Source organism: Mesorhizobium sp. M0751, assembly GCF_040320265.1.
In the GTDB taxonomy this organism is placed as follows: Bacteria; Pseudomonadota; Alphaproteobacteria; order Rhizobiales; family Rhizobiaceae; genus Mesorhizobium.
In genome coordinates, this window is record NZ_JAMYPH010000005.1 from 12,511 (window position 1) to 30,609 (window position 18,099).

The following is an 18,099-nucleotide window of genomic DNA, read 5'->3' on the forward strand; positions in this document are numbered from 1 at the left end:
ACATATTCAATGGGTGGGAAAAATGAAATCTATAAGCGTCAAACAAGCAGTCTTCTCGCTAATAACCGGGTTGCTTCTAATCTCGAGCCCCAATGTCGGCGCGGCGGAATCGCTGGCTGGAAGCAAGGGCGACGTCCGCTTCTACCCGTATTTTCCGGCGACCGCGGATCGGCCATGCACCAAGGCATATAAGGCCTATGTCGCGGCCAGCGGCCATTCAGCTTATGCGACCACTCCGTATTCCCGGGTGCGTTCGTTGTACATCCTGTGCGGCTCGCGCTTGAATGCGCCCTCGCAAAAGGCTGCCGAGGATATGGCGATGAAATCCTGCCAGGTCACCCGCGACCGTTACAGGGTCACGACCGGGGGAGCTTGCGAAATCGCGGCCTCAAAGTAGGCAGGCCTCGCTTGCCTACCCTTTGACCGCCAGACTACAAAGCAGGGCATTGCCGCAGTTCGCGTGACGAGAATTCGCGCCGTTGGCGGCAGCTCTGCCTGTGGAGGCCCGATGTTCGCCAAGATCCTGATCGCCAACCGTGGCGAGATCGCCTGCCGGGTGATCCGCTCGGCACGCAGGATGGGTGTGCGCAGCATCGCCGTGTATTCCGACGCCGACGCTCACGCCCTGCATGTCGAAATGGCCGACGAAGCGGTGCATATCGGCGCCTCTCCCGCCAACGAAAGCTATCTGCGCGGCGACAAGATCATCGCGGCGGCTTTGGCCACAGGTGCCGCGGCTATCCATCCGGGCTACGGCTTTCTTTCGGAAAACCCCGATTTCGTCGACCAGGTGGTCGCGGCGGGGCTGATCTTCATTGGGCCGTCGGCGGCCTCGATCCGTGCCATGGGACTGAAGGACGCGGCCAAGCGGCTGATGGAAAAGGCCGGCGTGCCTGTCGTTCCGGGCTATCACGGCGAAGCGCAGGAGATCGTGTTGCTCGCCTCCAAGGCGCGCGAGATAGGCTACCCCGTACTGATCAAGGCGCGCGCCGGCGGCGGCGGCAAAGGCATGCGGCGCGTCGAGCATCCCGATGATTTTTCGGAAGCACTGTCGGGCGCGCGGCGCGAGGCGAAAGCCGCGTTCGGTGACGACCGCGTCTTGGTGGAAAAATATGTCGACAAGCCGCGCCACATCGAAGTGCAGGTGTTTGGTGACAATTTCGGCAACGCCGTGCATCTTCACGAACGCGACTGCTCGGCGCAGCGCCGCCACCAGAAGGTGATCGAGGAGGCGCCTGCCCCCGGCATGACGCCGGCACTGCGCAAGGCGATGACGGAGGCGGCGGTGAAAGCCGCCAAGGCAATCCACTATTCCGGCGCCGGTACCATCGAGTTCATCGTCGATGCCTCGCAAGGTCTGAAGGCCGACCGTTTCTGGTTCATGGAAATGAACACCCGTCTGCAGGTCGAGCACCCCGTCACCGAAATGGTTACCGGCATCGACCTGGTCGAGTGGCAGTTGCGGGTAGCCGCCGGCGAAAAACTGCCGAAGACGCAGAGCGAGATCGCGCTCTCCGGCCACGCCTTCGAGGCGCGCATCTATGCCGAGGACGCGGCAAGAGGGTTTTTGCCGGCGACCGGCACCTTGCACCATTTGAAATTTCCGCAGCCGGCACCGGAGGGTGCGACCATGCGCGTCGAAACCGGTGTACGCGCTGGCGATGCGATTTCGCCGTTCTACGATCCGATGATCGCCAAGCTGATCGTTCATGGCAAGGACAGACGGACGGCGCTCATCGCGCTTGGCACGGCACTGTCGCAGACCGAAATCGCCGGCTCGACGGTCAACACTGGCTTTCTTGCCGCGCTGGCCGCTGATGCGGATTTTGCGGCGGGCGATGTCGATACCGGCCTGATCGCCAGGCACCAGCAGGCGTTGACGGCGGTTCCGCCGCCGAGCGGTGAGACGATTGCCGCCGCGGCACTTGCCGCGTCCGGTGCGCGCGACTTGCCGTCCTCGGACGATCCCTGGTCGTCACTGGCCGGCTATGCGCATTTCCACGCTGTAGCGCGGAGCACCCTGCTGAAGTTTGGCGAGCAGGAGATCGGCGCGCGCGTGTCGGTGCGGCCGGACGGGCGGTTCGAGGTGGCGCTGGATGCGCCCTATGACAGCGTCAATTCGCGGGATCTCCGCGCGGCGCCTCGCCTCGCCCGCTGGCCGGGCCACGTCACGGTCTTCGATGGCGCCATCGGCTACGGTTTTGCCGTGCCGGATCCGCTGGCCCGAGCCGACGAAGCCGCCGCCGCTTCCGTCAGCCTGCGCGCTCCAATGCCCGGCCTGGTCAAATTGGTGCGTGCAGGCAAAGGCGAGTCCGTGATCAAGGGCCAGCCGCTGCTGATCCTGGAGGCGATGAAGATGGAGCACACCATTGCCGCGCCCCATGACGGGGTTATCGCCGAGATTGCTGCCGAAGGCGCGCAGGTAACCGACGGCACCGTGCTGGTTCGCTTTGTCGAGGAACCTCAGTTGACTGCTGTTTCCCTATCCACGAAGTGATCTCGAACGCGTGACAAAGGCGTCGCCAAAAAAAATGTGGCCGGGTTTGACCCCCGGCCATGTTCGATTACAGCAGCGCGTCTTGCGGCGCCGCGGCCATCACGGTTGGATCGGCGCGTATTTGCCGTCATGCCACTGGTTGATGTCGTAGCTCGCGTTCTTGAGGTCGCCCTTCTCGTCGAAGGTGACCGAGCCGACAACCGTGCTGATCGGCTGGCCGTTCTTTAACGCTTCGGCGACTTTTGCCGGATCGTCGCTGCCGGCGCGTTTGATGCCTTCGGCGAAGGCCTGGATCACCGCATAGGAAAACAGCGTGAAGCCCTCAGGCACGAAGCCGCCGGCCTTGATCTTGGCGATGGCCTCCTTGGCTTCGGGCTTCGCCTGCGGATTCGATGGGAAGACGAACATGGTGCCTTCGCCGGCCGGACCGGCAACCTGCCAGAATTCCGGCGAAGCGATCGAGTCCGGCATGATCAACTGGAACTTGAGGTTCTGCTCCGCCGACTGGCGCAGGATCAGGCCGGCTTCGGGGTGATAGCCGCCGAAATAGACGACGTCGGCTTTCAGCTCCTTGAGCTTGGTAACAAGAGCGGAATAGTCCTTCTCGCCAGCGTTGATGCCCTCGTAGAGGATTTCATTGAGACCGTTCTGGTTCATCGTTGCCTTCACGGCATCGGCCACGCCCTGCCCATAGGCGCTCTTGTCGTGCAGGATGACGACTTTCTTGCCGGCATATTTCTTGGCGATCCAGGGACCGATGAAAGCGCCCTGCGCATCGTCGCGCGTGTAGAGGCGCATGATCGTCGGCCAGCCGGCTTTCGCCGCTGCATCGGTCAACACCGGGTTCGAGGAAGCCGGACTCATCATCAGCGCACCGGCTTCGGCGTAGACAGCGGAGGCCGGGATGCTGGAGCCCGAGCAGGCGTGGCCATCGATGAACTTGACACCGTTGGCGATGATGCGGTTGGCGACCGAAACCGCCTGCTTCGGATCGCACTGGTCATCCTCGATGTCGAGCTTGATCTGGCGGCCGTCGACGCCGCCCGCCGCGTTGATCGCGTCGGCGGCGGCTTGCGCGCCTTGCTTAAACTGATCGCCGATGTTGGCAAGCTGACCGGTCATCGGTCCGACCACCGAAAAGGTGATGTCATCGGCGAAGGCGACCGGCGCGGTCATCATCAGGCCAAATATGGCTGCGCTGAAAATACTGAATTTCTTCATGGTGACACAACTCCTCCACTCTCGCGCGACCATCCCGGCCGCGCCTCTTCCAGAATGGCGGGAGAATTTCATCCTTCACCGGAGCTGTCTAGACGCATCGTCGGCGCTCGATTGGGCCTGTAATGCGCTGTTCCAAAGACAAAGCCGCGCCAGCCTTGTTCCGGCCGGTCGCAGCTTTTCTCATCGAGTTCCCGAGGTATCCCCACCAGGATCCGCTCGCCTTCCCTGTTTGTACGGTTTATGGCGCGGCTCGTCCGCCGTGTTCTTGATCTTGTTGGCCCGGCCGTCTTGCGCGGCCTTGATTTTTCGGGCCCGGCCCTCTGCGCGGCCTTGACCCGAAGCGTCCCTGTCGTGAGGTCAGTACCCCTTGTGAGGTCGATGCCGGCGAATTCAGTGCATCGTCATCCATTCGCGAGCTTCGCGCAGCGCCTTGGCGATCTCGACCTTCGACATGGCGGCAGACAATTCGGAGCGCAGTTCCGCGGCGCGGGCCGAACCCTTGATCGCGGCGATGTTGAACCATTTGTGGGCGGCGACGACGTCGGTCTCGCAATCGCGGCCAGTCGCATACATCATGCCCAACTCGAAAAGAATATCGGCCTGGGCGGTTGCCCCCATGGCGCCGAAGCCGGCTTCAAGCATTTCAAAACGTGCCATTTCAAATCCCCTGTTCTGGCTCCCGAGAGCTGTCTCCGTCTGTCCCTCGGTGTCCTTGATTACCGTCGGGGGCGGCCGCTCTTTCGATGCTTTCGAGAATGCCCCGGAGGCTTGAATCCGTCGTTAAATGGCGTGCTTAATTTGAGGAAAACAAAGCTAAAACAAGAGGTAAACGCGAAAATTCGTTAAGGATACAAAGCCAGCAATCGCGCCGGTTTGCACAAGATTTGAAGAAAACTTGCGAGGCGCGGATCAAGACTCCGCTAACCACAGAAGACAAAGACGTGTGCGGCCCGTTTCATTTTTCGCCGGCGCGGCCGTTCGGGAGCGGGCAAAAACCCGCAACCCTTCCGTGGCGGCACCGCTTTTGTTTTTCCGGGAGCTGGACTAGCTTACGTTTGCGTAAGGGGCAGACACCCGGGACGGAGCCCGATTGGACTTACCTGAGGGAGGAAAGACATGTTTCGACAAGTGAGCCTGGCCCTCGCGGCCGCAATAATGATGACCGGCGCGGCATGGGCCGATCCGATCGAAGGCAATTGGAAAACGCAAGCCGGATCGACTGCCGCCATTTAGGGTGGCGGCGGGGCATTTTCGATTACGCTCAAATCCGGCAAATTTGCCGGCAAGAACATCGGTTCACTGAAGGTTGCCGGCGACAACAAATATGCCGGCACGATAACCGACCCGGAAACCGACAAGACCTATTCGGGCAAGGCTTCGCTTTCCGGCAGTTCTCTCAAGATGAGCGGCTGCGTGCTCGGCGGGCTGATCTGCAAGAGCCAGACCTGGCACAAGCTCTGATCGTGCCCTTCCTGCCGGGGTGAGCGGGGCCAGTCGGCCCCGTTTTCATGTTATCGGTCTCGCAGCCATGGTGTCGCCATGGGTCGCTGCACTCACAGCGGACCCTCTCAGAGATCATCAACCATTTTTGAACCGCAGATGAACGCCGGGATCAGAGCCGGTTCAGCCGGGGCAAGGCATTGTCATGCGTGTTGAAGGAGACACCGCGCAATGCTTGCCCGCCGCTTCACCATCGTCTGCCTGCTGATGAGTCTGTTCGGCATGTTGTTCGCCGTCCTTGTCGCCGAAGCCGGCCGGCCGTCCCGCTCCTGGGACGTCGCCAGTTCCTGCCGACTCGGTTGCTTGAACCATCTTCACCACTGAAACGACAAAGAGCTGAACCTTTAGAGAAAAGCAAAACGCCAATGAACCGCCTCGCCGCCAACACCCTCAAGACGCTTCGGCTGCTGCCGCGCGCGGCGCTCATCCTGACTGTTCTTTCGGTACCGGTACTGGCCGTGCCGACGATGCGCACCAATGCCGGCTCGACGATCGAGGCGCCTGCGTTGAGGAAGTCAGGCCTCGGCTTTGTGCTGCTGGTTAGCCTGCAGCGCGGTTAGCAGACCGAAAAACGCCGACAGCGCGTATTGAGGCCGCCTTACCCCCTCCCAACCGCGCGTCCAACTCTCTATATTGGGTCATGGAAAAGCGAATCTATCCCCAAGCCATTGAATCGGTGGTCACGCCGGAGCCGTTTGGCCGGCAGAGCTTCAACGACGCCAAGAAGGCGGTCGCCGCCCTACAGGTGCTTTACGACCGCAACACCAAGTTCCTGCGCGATTCATTTACCGCGCTCGCCGCGGGCGGCGACAACAACAAACGCTACCGGGCTTTCTATCCGGAGATCGGCGTCACCACGAGTTCCTTCACGCAAATCGACTCGCGGCAGGCCTATGGCCACATGCCGACGCCGGGGCATTTCTCAACCACCGTCACCCAGCCTGCTCTTTTCGAAAGCTACCTCACCGAACAGCTTCGGCTGATCATGCGCAACCACGGCGTTCCCGTCACGGTTTCGGAATCGACCACTCCCATCCCGCTGCATTTCGCCTTCCTCGAAGGCACGCATGTCGACGGGACTGCTGCCGAGCGCATCAAACGGCCGATCCGTGACCTGTTCGACGTGCCGGATCTCGACGGCACCGACGACCAGATCGCCAACGGCACGTTCGAAGTGGCATTGGGCGAGGCACGGCCGCTGGCGCCGTTCACCGCGCAACGCATCGACTATTCGCTGCACCGGATGTCGCATTATACGGCGACCAGTCCCCAGCATTTCCAGAACTTCGTGCTGTTCACCAACTACCAATTCTACATCGACGAATTCGTCGCCCGTGCACGCGAATTGATGGCCAATGGCGGTGATGGATATGTCGAGTTCGTCGAGCCGGGCAACATCGTGACCAAAGCAGGGGACGGCGCGCCCGGTGAGGGTGCTGCGCCGCCTCGCCTGCCGCAGATGCCGGCCTATCATCTGAAGAAGCCGAATCATGGCGGCATCACCATGGTCAATATCGGCGTTGGGCCTTCCAACGCCAAGACGATCACCGACCATATTGCGGTGCTCCGGCCGCATGCCTGGGTGATGCTCGGCCATTGCGCCGGCCTGCGCAACACGCAGGCGCTCGGGGATTATGTGCTGGCCCATGCCTATGTACGAGAAGATCATGTCCTCGACGACGATCTTCCGGTCTGGGTGCCGATCCCGCCGCTAGCCGAAATCCAGGTGGCGCTGCAGGAAGCGGTCGCCGAGGTCACCGGGCTTTCCGGATATGATCTCAAGCGCATCATGCGCACTGGCACCGTCGCCACTATCGACAACCGCAATTGGGAGCTGCGCGACCAGCGCGGGCCGGTCCAGCGGCTGTCGCAGTCGCGGGCGATCGCGCTCGACATGGAATCGGCGACGATCGCCGCCAACGGCTTCCGCTTCCGGGTGCCCTATGGCACACTGCTTTGCGTATCCGACAAGCCGCTGCATGGCGAATTGAAGTTACCGGGCATGGCGACCGAGTTCTACAAGCGGCAAGTAGCGCAGCACCTGACCATCGGCATCAGGGCGATGGAGAAGCTGGCTGAAATGCCGATGGACCGACTGCATTCGCGCAAACTCAGGAGCTTTTCAGAAACTGCCTTCCAGTAAATGCCGAATCGCATGTGTCGGTCCAGGTCAGGACATTTCGTCATCTTGATTGAGCCGCACTTCTGCCGATAGACAAGGCGATGGCACGTGTTCGGGACATGACGGTTGCGCTGGCATTCGTCGTAATGCTTGCACTCTCGGCCGCGCTGGTGGCCGGGTTCTTCGGATCGCTGCATCCGGCCCTCGATGCCTTTGCTCATTTCCGCGTCCATTTTTCGGTGCTGATGGCGCTTTGCGCGCTGCCGCTGCTCGCCACCTCGTTTCGCCTGCAGGCCGCGGCCGCATTGCTGTTTGCGATAGCCTCCTTTGCTACCACGCCGAATGCCTTGCCGCTTTCGCGGCTATGGCAGGTGCAGGCCGCCTACGAAGCCAAACCCGGTGACGAGCCAGTCTACCGCCTGCTGCAGATGAACCTCAGGTTCAACAATCCAACGCCTGAGAAGGTGCTGTCGCTGATCGGCCGGACCCAGCCTGATGTTATCACCCTCGACGAGGTGTCCGAGATGTGGAAGGCAAAGCTTGGGCTGCTATCCGGCGGCTATCCCTACCGGATCCTCTGCCCATATCCCAATGGCGTGTTCGGCGTTGCGCTGCTGTCCAGACGACCGTTTGCCATAGGCACGGAGCCGCACTGCGACAGCCGCGGCGCGATGGCGATCGCCACGGTCGATTTCGGCGGAACCGACGTCGATGTCGCCGCCATCCACCTCACCTGGCCATGGCCGCACAACCAATCACGGCAGATTGGAGGGTTGTCTGACGAAATCGCCTCGCTTGGCGAGACGTCGATCCTGGCAGGCGACTGCAACGCAGCGCCATGGAGCGCCGCCGTCCGGCGCGTCGCATCGCTTGGCAAGCTGACTGTAATGCCGTCGGTCGGGCCGACCTGGCTCTACAGAAGGCTGCCGGATTTCCTGCGCTTCGCCGGACTGCCGATCGACCAGGTCTTCAGCAAGGGCGCCATCGTTATCCGTTCGGCGTCGACCCTTGAGGACACCGGCTCAGACCATCTGCCGGTGCTGGTGGAGTTTTCGCTTCGGTCGGATGAACAAAAGCCGCTCGACGAGCACCAGACGGCGACCGCGCTTGCGGCGCTGCCTGGCGGGACGCGAAGCTGAAAATCCGCAGTCCAATCTCGACCTGGCTTATTACTGGCCCACAAAAGCGCGGATGAGGTGCTCGACAGGGCCGCCGTCGCGATGCTCGTGCGCATCGAAGGCGATCTGCTTTGCCTCGTATTCGGCATAGATGGCATTGATCCGGCGCTTTGCCTCGCGACGTGCCTCGAAACAGTGCGGGTCATCACCGACTGTCAGCCCTCGAACCGACTTTTCGGTGGCCCGCATCATCTGTCTGGCGATGCGGCCATGGGTCTCTTCATGGGCGCGGACGCCAGCGAAGAACCGCCTCCAGCGCTTCTGCAGCGCAGGCGACGTGGCTGAGACTAGTTTGGGATAAGTATAGAAGAGATTGAGCGTCCCGTTGGCCTGGCGCAGGCGGCAGACGCCGTTTTCCCGTTGGGCGTCGAAGGTCCAATCATCGACGCTGTAGCCGGTCTGCGCGATGGCGTGGGTCATGAAGCCGTGCTTCGGCCCACTGCGATCCATGGCCTCGATCAGGGCCGCGCCGGTGGTTCCGGCAATGTTGTAAGTTCGTGTCTTGACCAGCACGTTAGTGCCGGCCAAGGCTGCAGGGGCGCACAATGCCCCGATCGCCACAACGCTCGTCAGAACTGCCAGGCGCATTTTTCCTTCCTCCCTGTCGCCGCAGAAAGGAAACACAGGCAGGCGGTTTATTCAACAATCCTACGGTTGCGCTGCTCCTCATCTTGTCTAGTCCGGAGCAAACCTTGTGACTTACATGTTCTGGTAGACCGGGCCCTCGCCGCCCTGTGGCGGCACCCAATTTATGTTCTGGTTCGGATCCTTGATATCGCAAGTCTTGCAGTGCACGCAGTTCTGCGCGTTGATGACGAAGCGCACATCCTTGGCCGCAGGATCGGCGGCGGCATTGCCATCCTTGTCGACCCATTCGTAGACGCTGGCCGGGCAGTAACGCGTCGAGGGTCCCGCATAGACGTCATGCTCAGAGCGCTTCTGCAGGTCCATGTCGGCGACGAGCAGATGCACCGGCTCGTTCTCCTCGTGGTTGGTGTTGGACAGGAACACCGACGACAGCCGGTCGAAGGTCAGCACCCCGTCCGGCTTCGGGTAGGCGATCTTCTGGTGCGCGGCGGCCGGTTCCAGCGTGGCATAGTCGGCCCTGCCGTGCTTCATCGTGCCGAAGGGCGAGAAGCCGAACAGCGTGTTCAGCCACATGTCGAGGCCGCCAAGGCCGACGCCGACAATGGTGCCGAAGCGCGACCATAGCGGCTTGACGTTGCGCACTTTCTTCAGGTCCTTTCCGATATCGGTGGCGCGCCAGGCGGCCTCGTAGGAGGCCAGCTCGTCATTGGTGCGGCCGGCGGCTATCGCACCACAGACATGCTCGGCCGCCAGCATTCCGGAGAGCACGGCATTGTGCGAGCCCTTGATGCGCGGCACGTTGACGAAGCCCGCCGCGCAGCCGATCAGCGCACCGCCAGGGAAGGACAGTTTCGGCACCGACTGCCAGCCGCCTTCGGTGATGGCGCGGGCACCATAGCCCAGCCGCTTGGCACCCTCGAAGGTGCCGCGGATCGCCGGATGGGTCTTGAAGCGCTGAAACTCGTCAAAGGGCGACAGATAGGGGTTCTTGTAGTTCAGGTGAACGACGAAGCCGACTGCCACCTGGTTGTCCTCGAGATGGTAGAGGAAGGAGCCGCCGCCGGTCTTCAAATCGAGCGGCCAGCCGAAGGAATGCTGGACAAGGCCCGGCCGGTGGTTTTCCGGTTTGATCTGCCAGAGTTCCTTGAGGCCGATGCCGTATTTTCCGGGCTCACGACCGTCGGAAAGGTGGTATTTGGCGATCAGTTGCTTGGCCAGCGAGCCGCGCGCGCCCTCGCCGATCAAGACATATTTGCCCATCAGCGCCATGCCCGGCGCAAAGCCCGGACCGTGCGTGCCGCCCTTCTCGACGCCCATGTCGCCGGTGACGACGCCAGTGACCGCACCGGCCTCGTTGTAGAGCAGGCCGACCGCGGCAAAGCCCGGATAGATCTCGACGCCCAGCGCCTCGGCCTTGGTCGCCAGCCAGCGGCAGACATTGCCGAGCGAGACGATATAGTTGCCGTGATTGTTCATCAGCGGCGGCATCAGGATATTGGGCAGACGGAACGAACCGGCGGGGCCGAGAACCAGGAAATGGTCGTCGGTGACCGGTGTCCTGAAGGGATGACCCTCCTCTTCGCGCCAGCCGGGCAGCAGCCGGTCGATGCCGATCGGATCGACGACGGCGCCGGACAGGATGTGCGCGCCGACTTCGCCGCCCTTTTCCAGCACGACGACGGAAAGCTCGGGATTGACCTGCTTGAGACGGATCGCGGCGGCGAGGCCGGCCGGGCCGGCGCCGACGATGACCACGTCGAATTCCATGCTTTCGCGTTCGATATCGCTCATCGATCCCTCACTGGCTCGCAATTCCGGCATCTTGCTGGCTCACGCGCTGCATAGCGCATCAAATAGCGACGGGAAACCGGCGCGGACGTGACAATACCGATTTCGTCAAAAAGTCGCGTCCTGCCGCACAGATTCGCGGTGACGAGCATCAATCTTCAATCCTATTCCGTTTGCACAGATATGTCGCACTGATGTTTTTAATTGTTCGACGGCTTGCTTATCGGCCATACTTCCCGCCATGCGCATATTCGGGCCGGCTGGCTTTTCATCGACGCGCTTTTTTTTCACGCCCGGCCGGTTTTGCCGTGCGACGCTCTTGGCGCTTCTGCCACTGACGGCCTTCGATGCCCGTGCCGAGCAGCAACTGGTCTGGGCGACCGGCGCCTATTCCTTTTCCGACGAGCGCGGCGGTTTCCGCATCACCGGGGCTTCCGGCATCGGCACGAAAGAGGATCCGCTGGTCATCACCGAAGAGCTGAATTCAGCGACGCCGGTAACGCTGGCCATTCGCACGACAAGGCCGATCCAGCCGTTCGGCAAGGCGGGAGACTTCGCCAATGGTCTGATGTATATGCGCATCGACGTGCTCAACAATAGCGGCCAAGCCTGGGTCGAGTTCCAGTTCGAACTCCAGGAGATCCTCGACCAGCCGAGCGTGTTCGGCGACGGCCTGTCGTTCGACCAGCGCAACAAAACGCCCGAAAATATCTGGTCGAGCAGCTACGCCGATTTCGACCGCAATTTCGAACCGTATGACCGCCTGCTGTTCAAAAACGGCAAGATCGATCCGCTGAAGACCGCCAGCTTCTATTTCCTGATCACCGACTACACGCCGCGCTGGACGTTCTATCTGGTGCAGGATCCGCGCATACCGTCGAGCTGAACTTGCAAATTCAAGCTCCGCGGCCGAATGTGAAACCATGACTGCCGCCCCCCACACTAGCCGAGCCGATCTCGCCGAGCTGCTGGCCTTCTACGCCAGCGCTGGCGTCGACGAGGCACTTGAAGAACAGCCGGTAAACAGGTTTGCAGAAGCCAGGCCGCCGGAGCGGGTGCCTGCGGCGGCCGCTCTGCCGGCCGGTGAAAATGCATCGCCTCATCGCTCGACGAGCGTGTCGCGCGGCGAAATGGGCGAGAGACCGAATACGGCACCGGCAGTGCGAACGTCCCCGGCCATGTCAACGGTGCCCGACGAGGCGCAGGCGGCATTGGCGCGGCAACTGGCGAGATCGGCGGCAAACCTCGACGAGCTTCGCCAGCACATGGCGGCATTCGACGGCTGCAATCTTAAATTCACCGCCAAGAACCTGGTGTTCGCCGACGGCAATCCGACTGCCGCGGTGATGCTGGTCGGCGAAGCGCCGGGCCGCGACGAGGACATAGAGGGCTTGCCGTTCGTCGGCCGCTCGGGCCGGTTGCTCGACCGCATGCTGGCCGCGATCGGTCTTGACCGGACATCTGCCTACATCGCCAACGTGATTCCCTGGCGGCCGCCGGGCAACCGCACGCCGACGCCGCACGAGACCGAGATCTGCCGGCCGTTCATCGAGCGGCAGATCGAACTGGTCAATCCGAAGGTGCTGGTCAATCTCGGCGGCCCGTCGGCAAAGACCCTGCTCAACACCTCCGAAGGCATATTGCGGCTGCGCGGCAACTGGCGCGTCCACACGACCCCGTCTGGCGTCGCCATTCCCGCCATGCCGACCCTGCATCCGGCCTATTTGTTGAGAACGCCTGCGCACAAGAAGCTGGCGTGGCGGGATTTCCTCGAAGTGAAGGCGAAGTTGCGGGCACTTGGGTAACGGTGCAGAACGCGTCTTCCGTCCTCCCCTTGCGAGGAAGGAAGGGCGGCATCATGATCTCGCAGGTAATTGAAATGCGCCCACTGCCGGCCTAGTCATCTCGTTATGACAGCAGCCCAGATTTCCGCCGGCAGTCTCATTCGCGAATGGCGTACACGCCGGCGCATGAGCCAGCTCGACCTCGCCATGGAGGCCGAGATCTCGCAGCGGCATCTGAGTTTCGTTGAAAGCGGCCGCGCCGCACCCTCGCGTGACATGGTGCTGCATCTGGCGGAGCAGCTTTCGATCCCGCTCAGGCAGCGCAACCAGCTGCTGCTGGCCGCCGGCTTTGCCCCGAGCTTCAGCGAACGACCACTTGACGATGCCTCGATGGCACCGGCGATGGCGGCGGTCGAGACCGTGCTCAAGGCGCACGAGCCGTTCCCGGCGCTTGCCGTCGACCGGCATTGGAACCTGGTGTCGGCGAACGCCGCCATCGGCCCGTTCCTCGCCAATGTCGCCGACGCCTCCCTGCTGAAGCCGCCGGTCAACGTTTTGCGCCTCAGCCTGCATCCCGGCGGCATCGCGCCGCGCATCGTCAACCTTGCGGAATGGCGGACGCATCTTCTGGAGCGGCTGAAGCGGCAGAACGACGCTGCCGCCGATCCGGTTCTGGTCGAGCTCGAGCGCGAGCTTCGGGCCTATCCGTCCGGCCTTAAAAGCAGCCGGCCGGCGCCGGTCGAACCGAACGCGATTGTCCATCCGCTCAAGCTTGCCCATGGCGACGCGGTGCTGTCGTTCATCAGCACCATCACCGTGTTCGGCACGCCGCTCGACGTGACGCTGGCGGAGCTGGCGATCGAATCTTTTTTCCCCGCCGACGAGCAGACGCGGGCGGTGCTGATGCGGCTGGCGAAAGAGCGGACCGACGCAGCGGGCTGATCACCCTTCCGGCGCGACGGCCTTGCGGGTGCGGGTGCGTTCGAGACCCAGCTGGCGCTCGCGCCAGATGATGAAAATCCCCGCCGCAACCACGATCATGCCGCCGACCAGCATGTTGATCGTGGCGACGTCGCCAAAGACCAGATAGCCGACGACGACGCCGAGGATCATCGAAGTGTATTCGAAAGGTGCTACGACGGAAGCCTCGGCATGGCGATAGGCCGAGGTCATCAGAATCTGGCCAAGCCCGCCGCAAAAACCCGCGGCAATCAGAAGCCCCGCCTGTGCTGGCGTCAGCGCCTGCCAGCCGAATGGCAGCGAAAGCAGCGCCATGACGCTCGCGGTTACCGAAAACCACAGCACGATGGTCGCCGTCCGCTCGCTCTGGACGAGGTTGCGAACCAGGAGCATGGCGATGGCCGAGATCGCCGCGGCTATGAGGGCGGCGATGACGCCAAGCACCTCCTGATCGCCAAGGGCAGCGCCCGAACTGAGCAGCGTCAGTTCCGGCCACGAGATGATCAGCACCCCGACCAGGCCGACGGCAACCGCACTCCAGCGATAGATGCGGATGGCTTCGCCGAGGAAGATCGAACTGAACACCACGACCAGCAGCGGCTGCGCGTAGTTCAGTGTGATCGCCTCCGGCAGCGGCAGCCGCGTCAGCGCGAAGAAGCCGAGCCCCATGGCACAGACACCGACGACGCCGCGCGCAATGTGGTTGAGCGGGCGCTTTGTCGAAAAGGCGGTTCCGAGTTTTCCCTGGAAGGCGAGGAAGGCGATGATCGGAAAAATGGCAAAGAAGGAGCGGAAGAAGACGATCTGGCCCGCCGGCACGGTGCCTGCCGCCTTGATGCAGGACGACATGCCGACGAAGACCGCCACCGATACGATCTTGAGCAAGATCCCGGTCAGCGTGCTGTGCTCGCCGGCAAGGTCGCCAGCTGCAAGCACTGGCAAATCCGGTCTGGCTGTCACGCCCCTTTTGCTTCCTCGATCGCCGCCCAGATGCACGCCGGCGTTGCCGGCATGTCGATATGCCTGATGCCGTAGGTGCGGTAGAGCGCGTCGGTCACCGCATTGAGCGCGGCAGGCGTCGACCCGATCGTACCCGCCTCCCGCGCGCCCTTGATGAAGGCCATATCCTCGCGACGCGACACAGAGGCGCTCGTTCCGAATTTCGGCGTGACGACGGTCATGGAAGCCTCGCGATGATGCTTGGGAAATGATCGCCTGAAATAGACGTCGCTGCAGTTTTGTCGAGGGAACGTTTCGTGTAAAGAGCGCAGACTTCAAATTATTTGACCAGCGGACCCGCCCGCCGCTCCCGGATCGACAGGAAAAATCAAGGAATGCGCACAGATACCGGCCAGGTCTTCAAGCTCGAAGACTATCGCCCCAGTGATTATCTCATTCCGGAAACCAGCCTGACTTTCCGCCTTTCGCCTGAAGCAACGCATGTGACCGCCGTGCTGACGGTCGAACGCCGCGACGGGATTGCGGCGTCGGTGCCACTGGTGCTGGATGGCGACGGGCTGACGCTCCGCAGCATCGCCATCGACGGCCAGGAACCGAGCCCTGCGGATTTTCTCGCCATGCCCGATCAACTGACAATCATCAGCCCCCCTGCGACAAGGTGCTTCCAGCTGAGAATTGAAACCGTGTTGGCGCCGGCGCAGAACGAAGCGCTAATGGGCCTCTATCGCTCGAGCGACGTCTATTGCACACAATGCGAGGCCGAAGGCTTTCGCCGCATCACTTATTTCCTCGACCGTCCCGACATCCTGTCGGTCTACACGGTCCGCATCGAAGCTCAGCGCCGTGAGGCGCCGCTGCTTTTGTCCAACGGCAACCCGGCCGATGGCGGCGAGCTTGCCGGCGGCTGGCACTATGCGGTCTGGAACGACCCCTTCCCCAAGCCGTCCTATTTGTTTGCGCTGGTGGCGGGCGACCTCGGCAAGATCTCGGACAGTTTTGTCACCCTGTCTGGCCGAAAGGTCGAGCTCGGAATCTATGTCGAACCGGGCAAGGAGAGGCTCGCCGGCTACGCCATGGACGCTTTGAAACGGTCAATGAAATGGGACGAGGAGGCATTCGGCCGCGAATACGACCTCGATGTCTTCAACATCGTCGCCGTGTCCGACTTCAATATGGGCGCAATGGAGAACAAGGGTCTCAACATCTTCAACGACAAATACGTTCTGGCCGACCAGGAAACCGCGACCGACGCCGATTTCGCCAATATCGAGGCCATCATCGCGCATGAGTATTTCCACAATTGGACAGGCAATAGAATCACTTGCCGCGACTGGTTCCAGCTTTGCCTGAAGGAAGGGCTGACGGTTTTCCGCGACCACGAATTCTCGGCCGATCAGCGCTCGCGCGCCGTCAAGCGCATCGCCGAGGTGCGTACGCTGCGCGCCCATCAGTTTCCCGAGGACCAGGGGCCGCTGGCGCATCCGGTCCGGCCTCGCCGCTACCGCGAGATCAACAATTTCTACACGGCGACGGTCTACGAAAAAGGCTCGGAAGTCGTGCGCATGATCCATACCATCCTCGGCGCCGAGACGTTCCGCGCCGGCATGGACCTCTACTTCGAACGTCACGACGGCCAGGCGGCGACGATCGAAGACTTCATCAAGGTGTTCGAAGACGTTTCCGGTCGCGACCTGTCGCAGTTTTCGCTGTGGTACCATCAGGCCGGTACGCCGAACCTGACCGTCAGCTCGGCGTATAATCCTGCGGCGCGGGAATTCACGCTCGAAATCGAGCAGTCGGTGCCGCCAACACCGGCGGAAAGCCGCAAGCGGCTGATGCACATTCCGCTTGCCTTCGGCCTGGTTGGCGCCGGTGGCGAGGCGATAGCCCATACCGGCGTCGAAGGGGCGAATGTCGAGGACGGTGTCATCCATATCCGCAAACGCCGCCATGTCGTCAGGTTTTCCGGGATTGCCGAGCGGCCGGCCATGTCGCTCAACCGCGGCTTTTCGGCGCCGGTGACGCTTTCGGTCGAGCAGCAGCCCGACGACCAGTTTTTTCTGGCTGGCCACGACAGCGACGCCTTCTCGCGCTGGCAGGCGTTCAACACGCTTTTGACCGATGCGCTGATTGCCGCTTTCCGCCAGATCCTGGATCACAGGCAACCCGAGTTCAGCGCCCGGCTGACCGGGCTTGCCGGCAAGATAGCCGGCGACGAAGCGCTCGAACCCGCCTATCGGGCGCTGGCGCTGGCACTGCCCGGCGAGGCCGATATTGCCCGCGACATCGGCAAGAACATCGACCCCGACGCCATTTTCGCGGCGCGCGAGGCGCTGGCGGTTGCTATCGCCGAGGCCAACCGCGAGATATTCTCCAACCTTTACGATCGGCTCGCCGACAATGGCCCGTTCAGCCCGGACGCGGCCAGTGCCGGGCGGCGGGCGTTGCGCAATGTCCTGCTGGACTATCTCTCCTTGCTGCCGGGAGGTGCGGGACTCGCTGCCCGGCACTTCCAATCGGCGACCAACATGACGGATCGTGCCGCGGCGTTGACCGTGCTTGCGCACCGTCACCACGGCTCACCTGAGGCGACCAAGGCACTGGCCGATTTCGAGGCGAAATATGCAACCGATCCGCTGGTCATGGACAAATGGTTCCAGATCCAGGCCAGCGTGCCCGGCCCGCAAACCGTCGACGCGGTGCGCGCCTTGACCAGCCACCCGGCGTTCTCGATGGCCAACCCGAACCGGGTACGCGCGCTCATCGGCACGTTTTCCAGCGCCAACCAGACCGGCTTCCATCGCGCCGACGGCGAGGGCTACCAGCTTTTCGTCGAAACGGTGCTACAGGTCGAAAAACGCAACCCGCAGGTGGCCGCCAGGCTGGCGACGGCGCTCAGGTCGTGGCGCTCGCTCGAACCGGTGCGGCAGGCCAAGGCACGGGAGGCGTTACTTTCAATCGCCGATACCGAGAAGCTGTCGGCCGATTTGCGAGACATCGTCGAGCGCACCCTGGCGTAAGGTGCGTTGATATTCAGACGACGGGTGTCAGCCGGCTTCGCTGAACAATGTCTCGATCAGAGGGCATTCTGGCAGCGTGCCGTCGGCACATTGCGCGACCACGTCCTTCAACACCCGCTCCATCCGCTTCAAATCGACGATCTTCGCCCGCACGTCGTCGAGGTGGGCGGCGGCGACGGTGCGTGCCTCAGCGCACGGCCGGTCGCGTTCGTCGACGAGACGCAGCAGCTCACGAATTTCATCGAGGGAGAAGCCGAGCGCGCGCGCCCGCAGCACGAAGCGGAGGCGCCGCTCATGCATGGTGTCGTAGCTGCGGTAGCCGCTCGTCGTACGGGGCGGCTCGGGCAGAAGGCCGACCTTCTCATAGTAACGCACGGTCTCCAGGTTGCAGCCCGTCCGCCGGGCAAGCTCGGCCCGCTGCAGACCCTTCACCACGGCTTGATCGCGCATCGTAAAAACCCTCTTGACCCTGTAGCGACTA

Annotated in this window: 18 protein-coding genes and 1 pseudogene; 11 read left to right on the forward strand and 8 right to left on the reverse strand. The window is 62.4% G+C overall.

Features of this window, described 5'->3' with window-relative positions:
- The first annotated feature begins 22 nt into the window (after positions 1-22).
- Positions 23-397, forward strand: coding sequence for a hypothetical protein (locus NKI19_RS10210; RefSeq protein ID WP_023677798.1), 375 nt, complete (start codon positions 23-25; stop codon positions 395-397).
- 111 nt (positions 398-508) lie between these two features.
- Positions 509-2,497, forward strand: coding sequence for an acetyl/propionyl/methylcrotonyl-CoA carboxylase subunit alpha (locus NKI19_RS10215; RefSeq protein WP_352566152.1), 1,989 nt, complete (start codon positions 509-511; stop codon positions 2,495-2,497).
- A 99-nt stretch (positions 2,498-2,596) separates the two neighbouring features.
- Here NKI19_RS10215 and NKI19_RS10220 read toward each other — a convergent pair whose 3' ends face one another.
- Together NKI19_RS10220 and NKI19_RS10225 are read right to left on the reverse strand one after the other, a co-directional pair.
- Positions 2,597-3,718, reverse strand: a complete 1,122-nt coding sequence (locus NKI19_RS10220; protein WP_352471026.1) for a branched-chain amino acid ABC transporter substrate-binding protein — start codon at positions 3,716-3,718, stop codon at positions 2,597-2,599.
- Between the two features lie 390 nt (positions 3,719-4,108).
- On the reverse strand, positions 4,109-4,375 hold the full coding sequence (locus tag NKI19_RS10225) for an SEL1-like repeat protein (protein WP_010915070.1): 267 nt from the start codon (positions 4,373-4,375) through the stop codon (positions 4,109-4,111).
- 459 nt (positions 4,376-4,834) lie between these two features.
- On the opposite strand from NKI19_RS10225, the pseudogene NKI19_RS10230 reads away from it, so the two are divergent.
- The 5 genes and pseudogenes from NKI19_RS10230 (at position 4,835) to NKI19_RS10250 (ending at position 8,479) form a co-directional block, all read left to right on the forward strand.
- Positions 4,835-5,179, forward strand: a pseudogene (locus tag NKI19_RS10230) (DUF2147 domain-containing protein).
- A 210-nt stretch (positions 5,180-5,389) separates the two neighbouring features.
- The gene (locus tag NKI19_RS10235; RefSeq protein ID WP_023677802.1) at positions 5,390-5,542 is read left to right on the forward strand and encodes a hypothetical protein; all 153 of its coding nucleotides are present in this window, start codon (positions 5,390-5,392) and stop codon (positions 5,540-5,542) included.
- A 41-nt stretch (positions 5,543-5,583) separates the two neighbouring features.
- Positions 5,584-5,778: a hypothetical protein gene (locus NKI19_RS10240; protein ID WP_352454349.1), complete on the forward strand. Its 195-nt coding sequence runs from the start codon at positions 5,584-5,586 to the stop codon at positions 5,776-5,778.
- An 80-nt stretch (positions 5,779-5,858) separates the two neighbouring features.
- Positions 5,859-7,361 (forward strand): AMP nucleosidase, encoded by a 1,503-nt coding sequence (locus tag NKI19_RS10245; RefSeq protein WP_352540756.1) that lies wholly within the window; start codon positions 5,859-5,861, stop codon positions 7,359-7,361.
- A gap of 80 nt (positions 7,362-7,441) precedes the next feature.
- Positions 7,442-8,479 (forward strand): endonuclease/exonuclease/phosphatase family protein, encoded by a 1,038-nt coding sequence (locus tag NKI19_RS10250; RefSeq protein ID WP_352566150.1) that lies wholly within the window; start codon positions 7,442-7,444, stop codon positions 8,477-8,479.
- A 30-nt stretch (positions 8,480-8,509) separates the two neighbouring features.
- On the opposite strand, the gene NKI19_RS10255 is transcribed toward NKI19_RS10250, so the two are convergent.
- From NKI19_RS10255 to NKI19_RS10265, 3 genes are all read right to left on the reverse strand, one after another.
- Positions 8,510-9,106, reverse strand: coding sequence for a DUF922 domain-containing protein (locus tag NKI19_RS10255; RefSeq protein WP_352566148.1), 597 nt, complete (start codon positions 9,104-9,106; stop codon positions 8,510-8,512).
- Positions 9,107-9,217: 111 nt separating this feature from the next.
- The gene (locus NKI19_RS10260) at positions 9,218-10,897 is read right to left on the reverse strand and encodes an electron transfer flavoprotein-ubiquinone oxidoreductase (protein WP_352566146.1); all 1,680 of its coding nucleotides are present in this window, start codon (positions 10,895-10,897) and stop codon (positions 9,218-9,220) included.
- Positions 10,898-11,002: 105 nt separating this feature from the next.
- The gene (locus NKI19_RS10265; RefSeq protein WP_198023574.1) at positions 11,003-11,185 is read right to left on the reverse strand and encodes a hypothetical protein; all 183 of its coding nucleotides are present in this window, start codon (positions 11,183-11,185) and stop codon (positions 11,003-11,005) included.
- On the opposite strand from NKI19_RS10265, the gene NKI19_RS10270 reads away from it, so the two are divergent.
- The 3 genes from NKI19_RS10270 to NKI19_RS10280 all read left to right on the forward strand — a co-directional run bounded on the left by NKI19_RS10270 (position 11,136) and on the right by NKI19_RS10280 (position 13,620).
- On the forward strand, positions 11,136-11,780 hold the full coding sequence (locus NKI19_RS10270) for a hypothetical protein (RefSeq protein WP_352501794.1): 645 nt from the start codon (positions 11,136-11,138) through the stop codon (positions 11,778-11,780). The two genes, NKI19_RS10265 and NKI19_RS10270, sit on opposite strands and share 50 nt — an antisense overlap.
- A gap of 37 nt (positions 11,781-11,817) precedes the next feature.
- Positions 11,818-12,699: a uracil-DNA glycosylase gene (locus tag NKI19_RS10275; protein WP_352501793.1), complete on the forward strand. Its 882-nt coding sequence runs from the start codon at positions 11,818-11,820 to the stop codon at positions 12,697-12,699.
- A gap of 105 nt (positions 12,700-12,804) precedes the next feature.
- The gene (locus NKI19_RS10280) at positions 12,805-13,620 is read left to right on the forward strand and encodes a helix-turn-helix domain-containing protein (RefSeq protein WP_352471021.1); all 816 of its coding nucleotides are present in this window, start codon (positions 12,805-12,807) and stop codon (positions 13,618-13,620) included.
- Here the strand turns inward: NKI19_RS10280 and NKI19_RS10285 are convergent, their stop codons facing one another.
- Together NKI19_RS10285 and NKI19_RS10290 are read right to left on the reverse strand one after the other, a co-directional pair.
- Positions 13,621-14,598 (reverse strand): DMT family transporter, encoded by a 978-nt coding sequence (locus NKI19_RS10285; protein ID WP_502894781.1) that lies wholly within the window; start codon positions 14,596-14,598, stop codon positions 13,621-13,623.
- Positions 14,595-14,819, reverse strand: coding sequence for a hypothetical protein (locus NKI19_RS10290; protein WP_352566214.1), 225 nt, complete (start codon positions 14,817-14,819; stop codon positions 14,595-14,597). Before NKI19_RS10290 ends, NKI19_RS10285 begins: the two co-directional genes overlap by 4 nt.
- A gap of 153 nt (positions 14,820-14,972) precedes the next feature.
- Here NKI19_RS10290 and pepN point away from each other — a divergent pair, with 153 nt between their 5' ends.
- Positions 14,973-17,618: an aminopeptidase N gene (pepN, locus tag NKI19_RS10295; protein WP_352566144.1), complete on the forward strand. Its 2,646-nt coding sequence runs from the start codon at positions 14,973-14,975 to the stop codon at positions 17,616-17,618.
- A gap of 27 nt (positions 17,619-17,645) precedes the next feature.
- Here pepN and NKI19_RS10300 read toward each other — a convergent pair whose 3' ends face one another.
- Complete coding sequence (locus NKI19_RS10300; RefSeq protein WP_352490862.1) at positions 17,646-18,068, reverse strand: MerR family transcriptional regulator; 423 nt, start codon at positions 18,066-18,068, stop codon at positions 17,646-17,648.
- Positions 18,069-18,099: the final 31 nt, after the last annotated feature.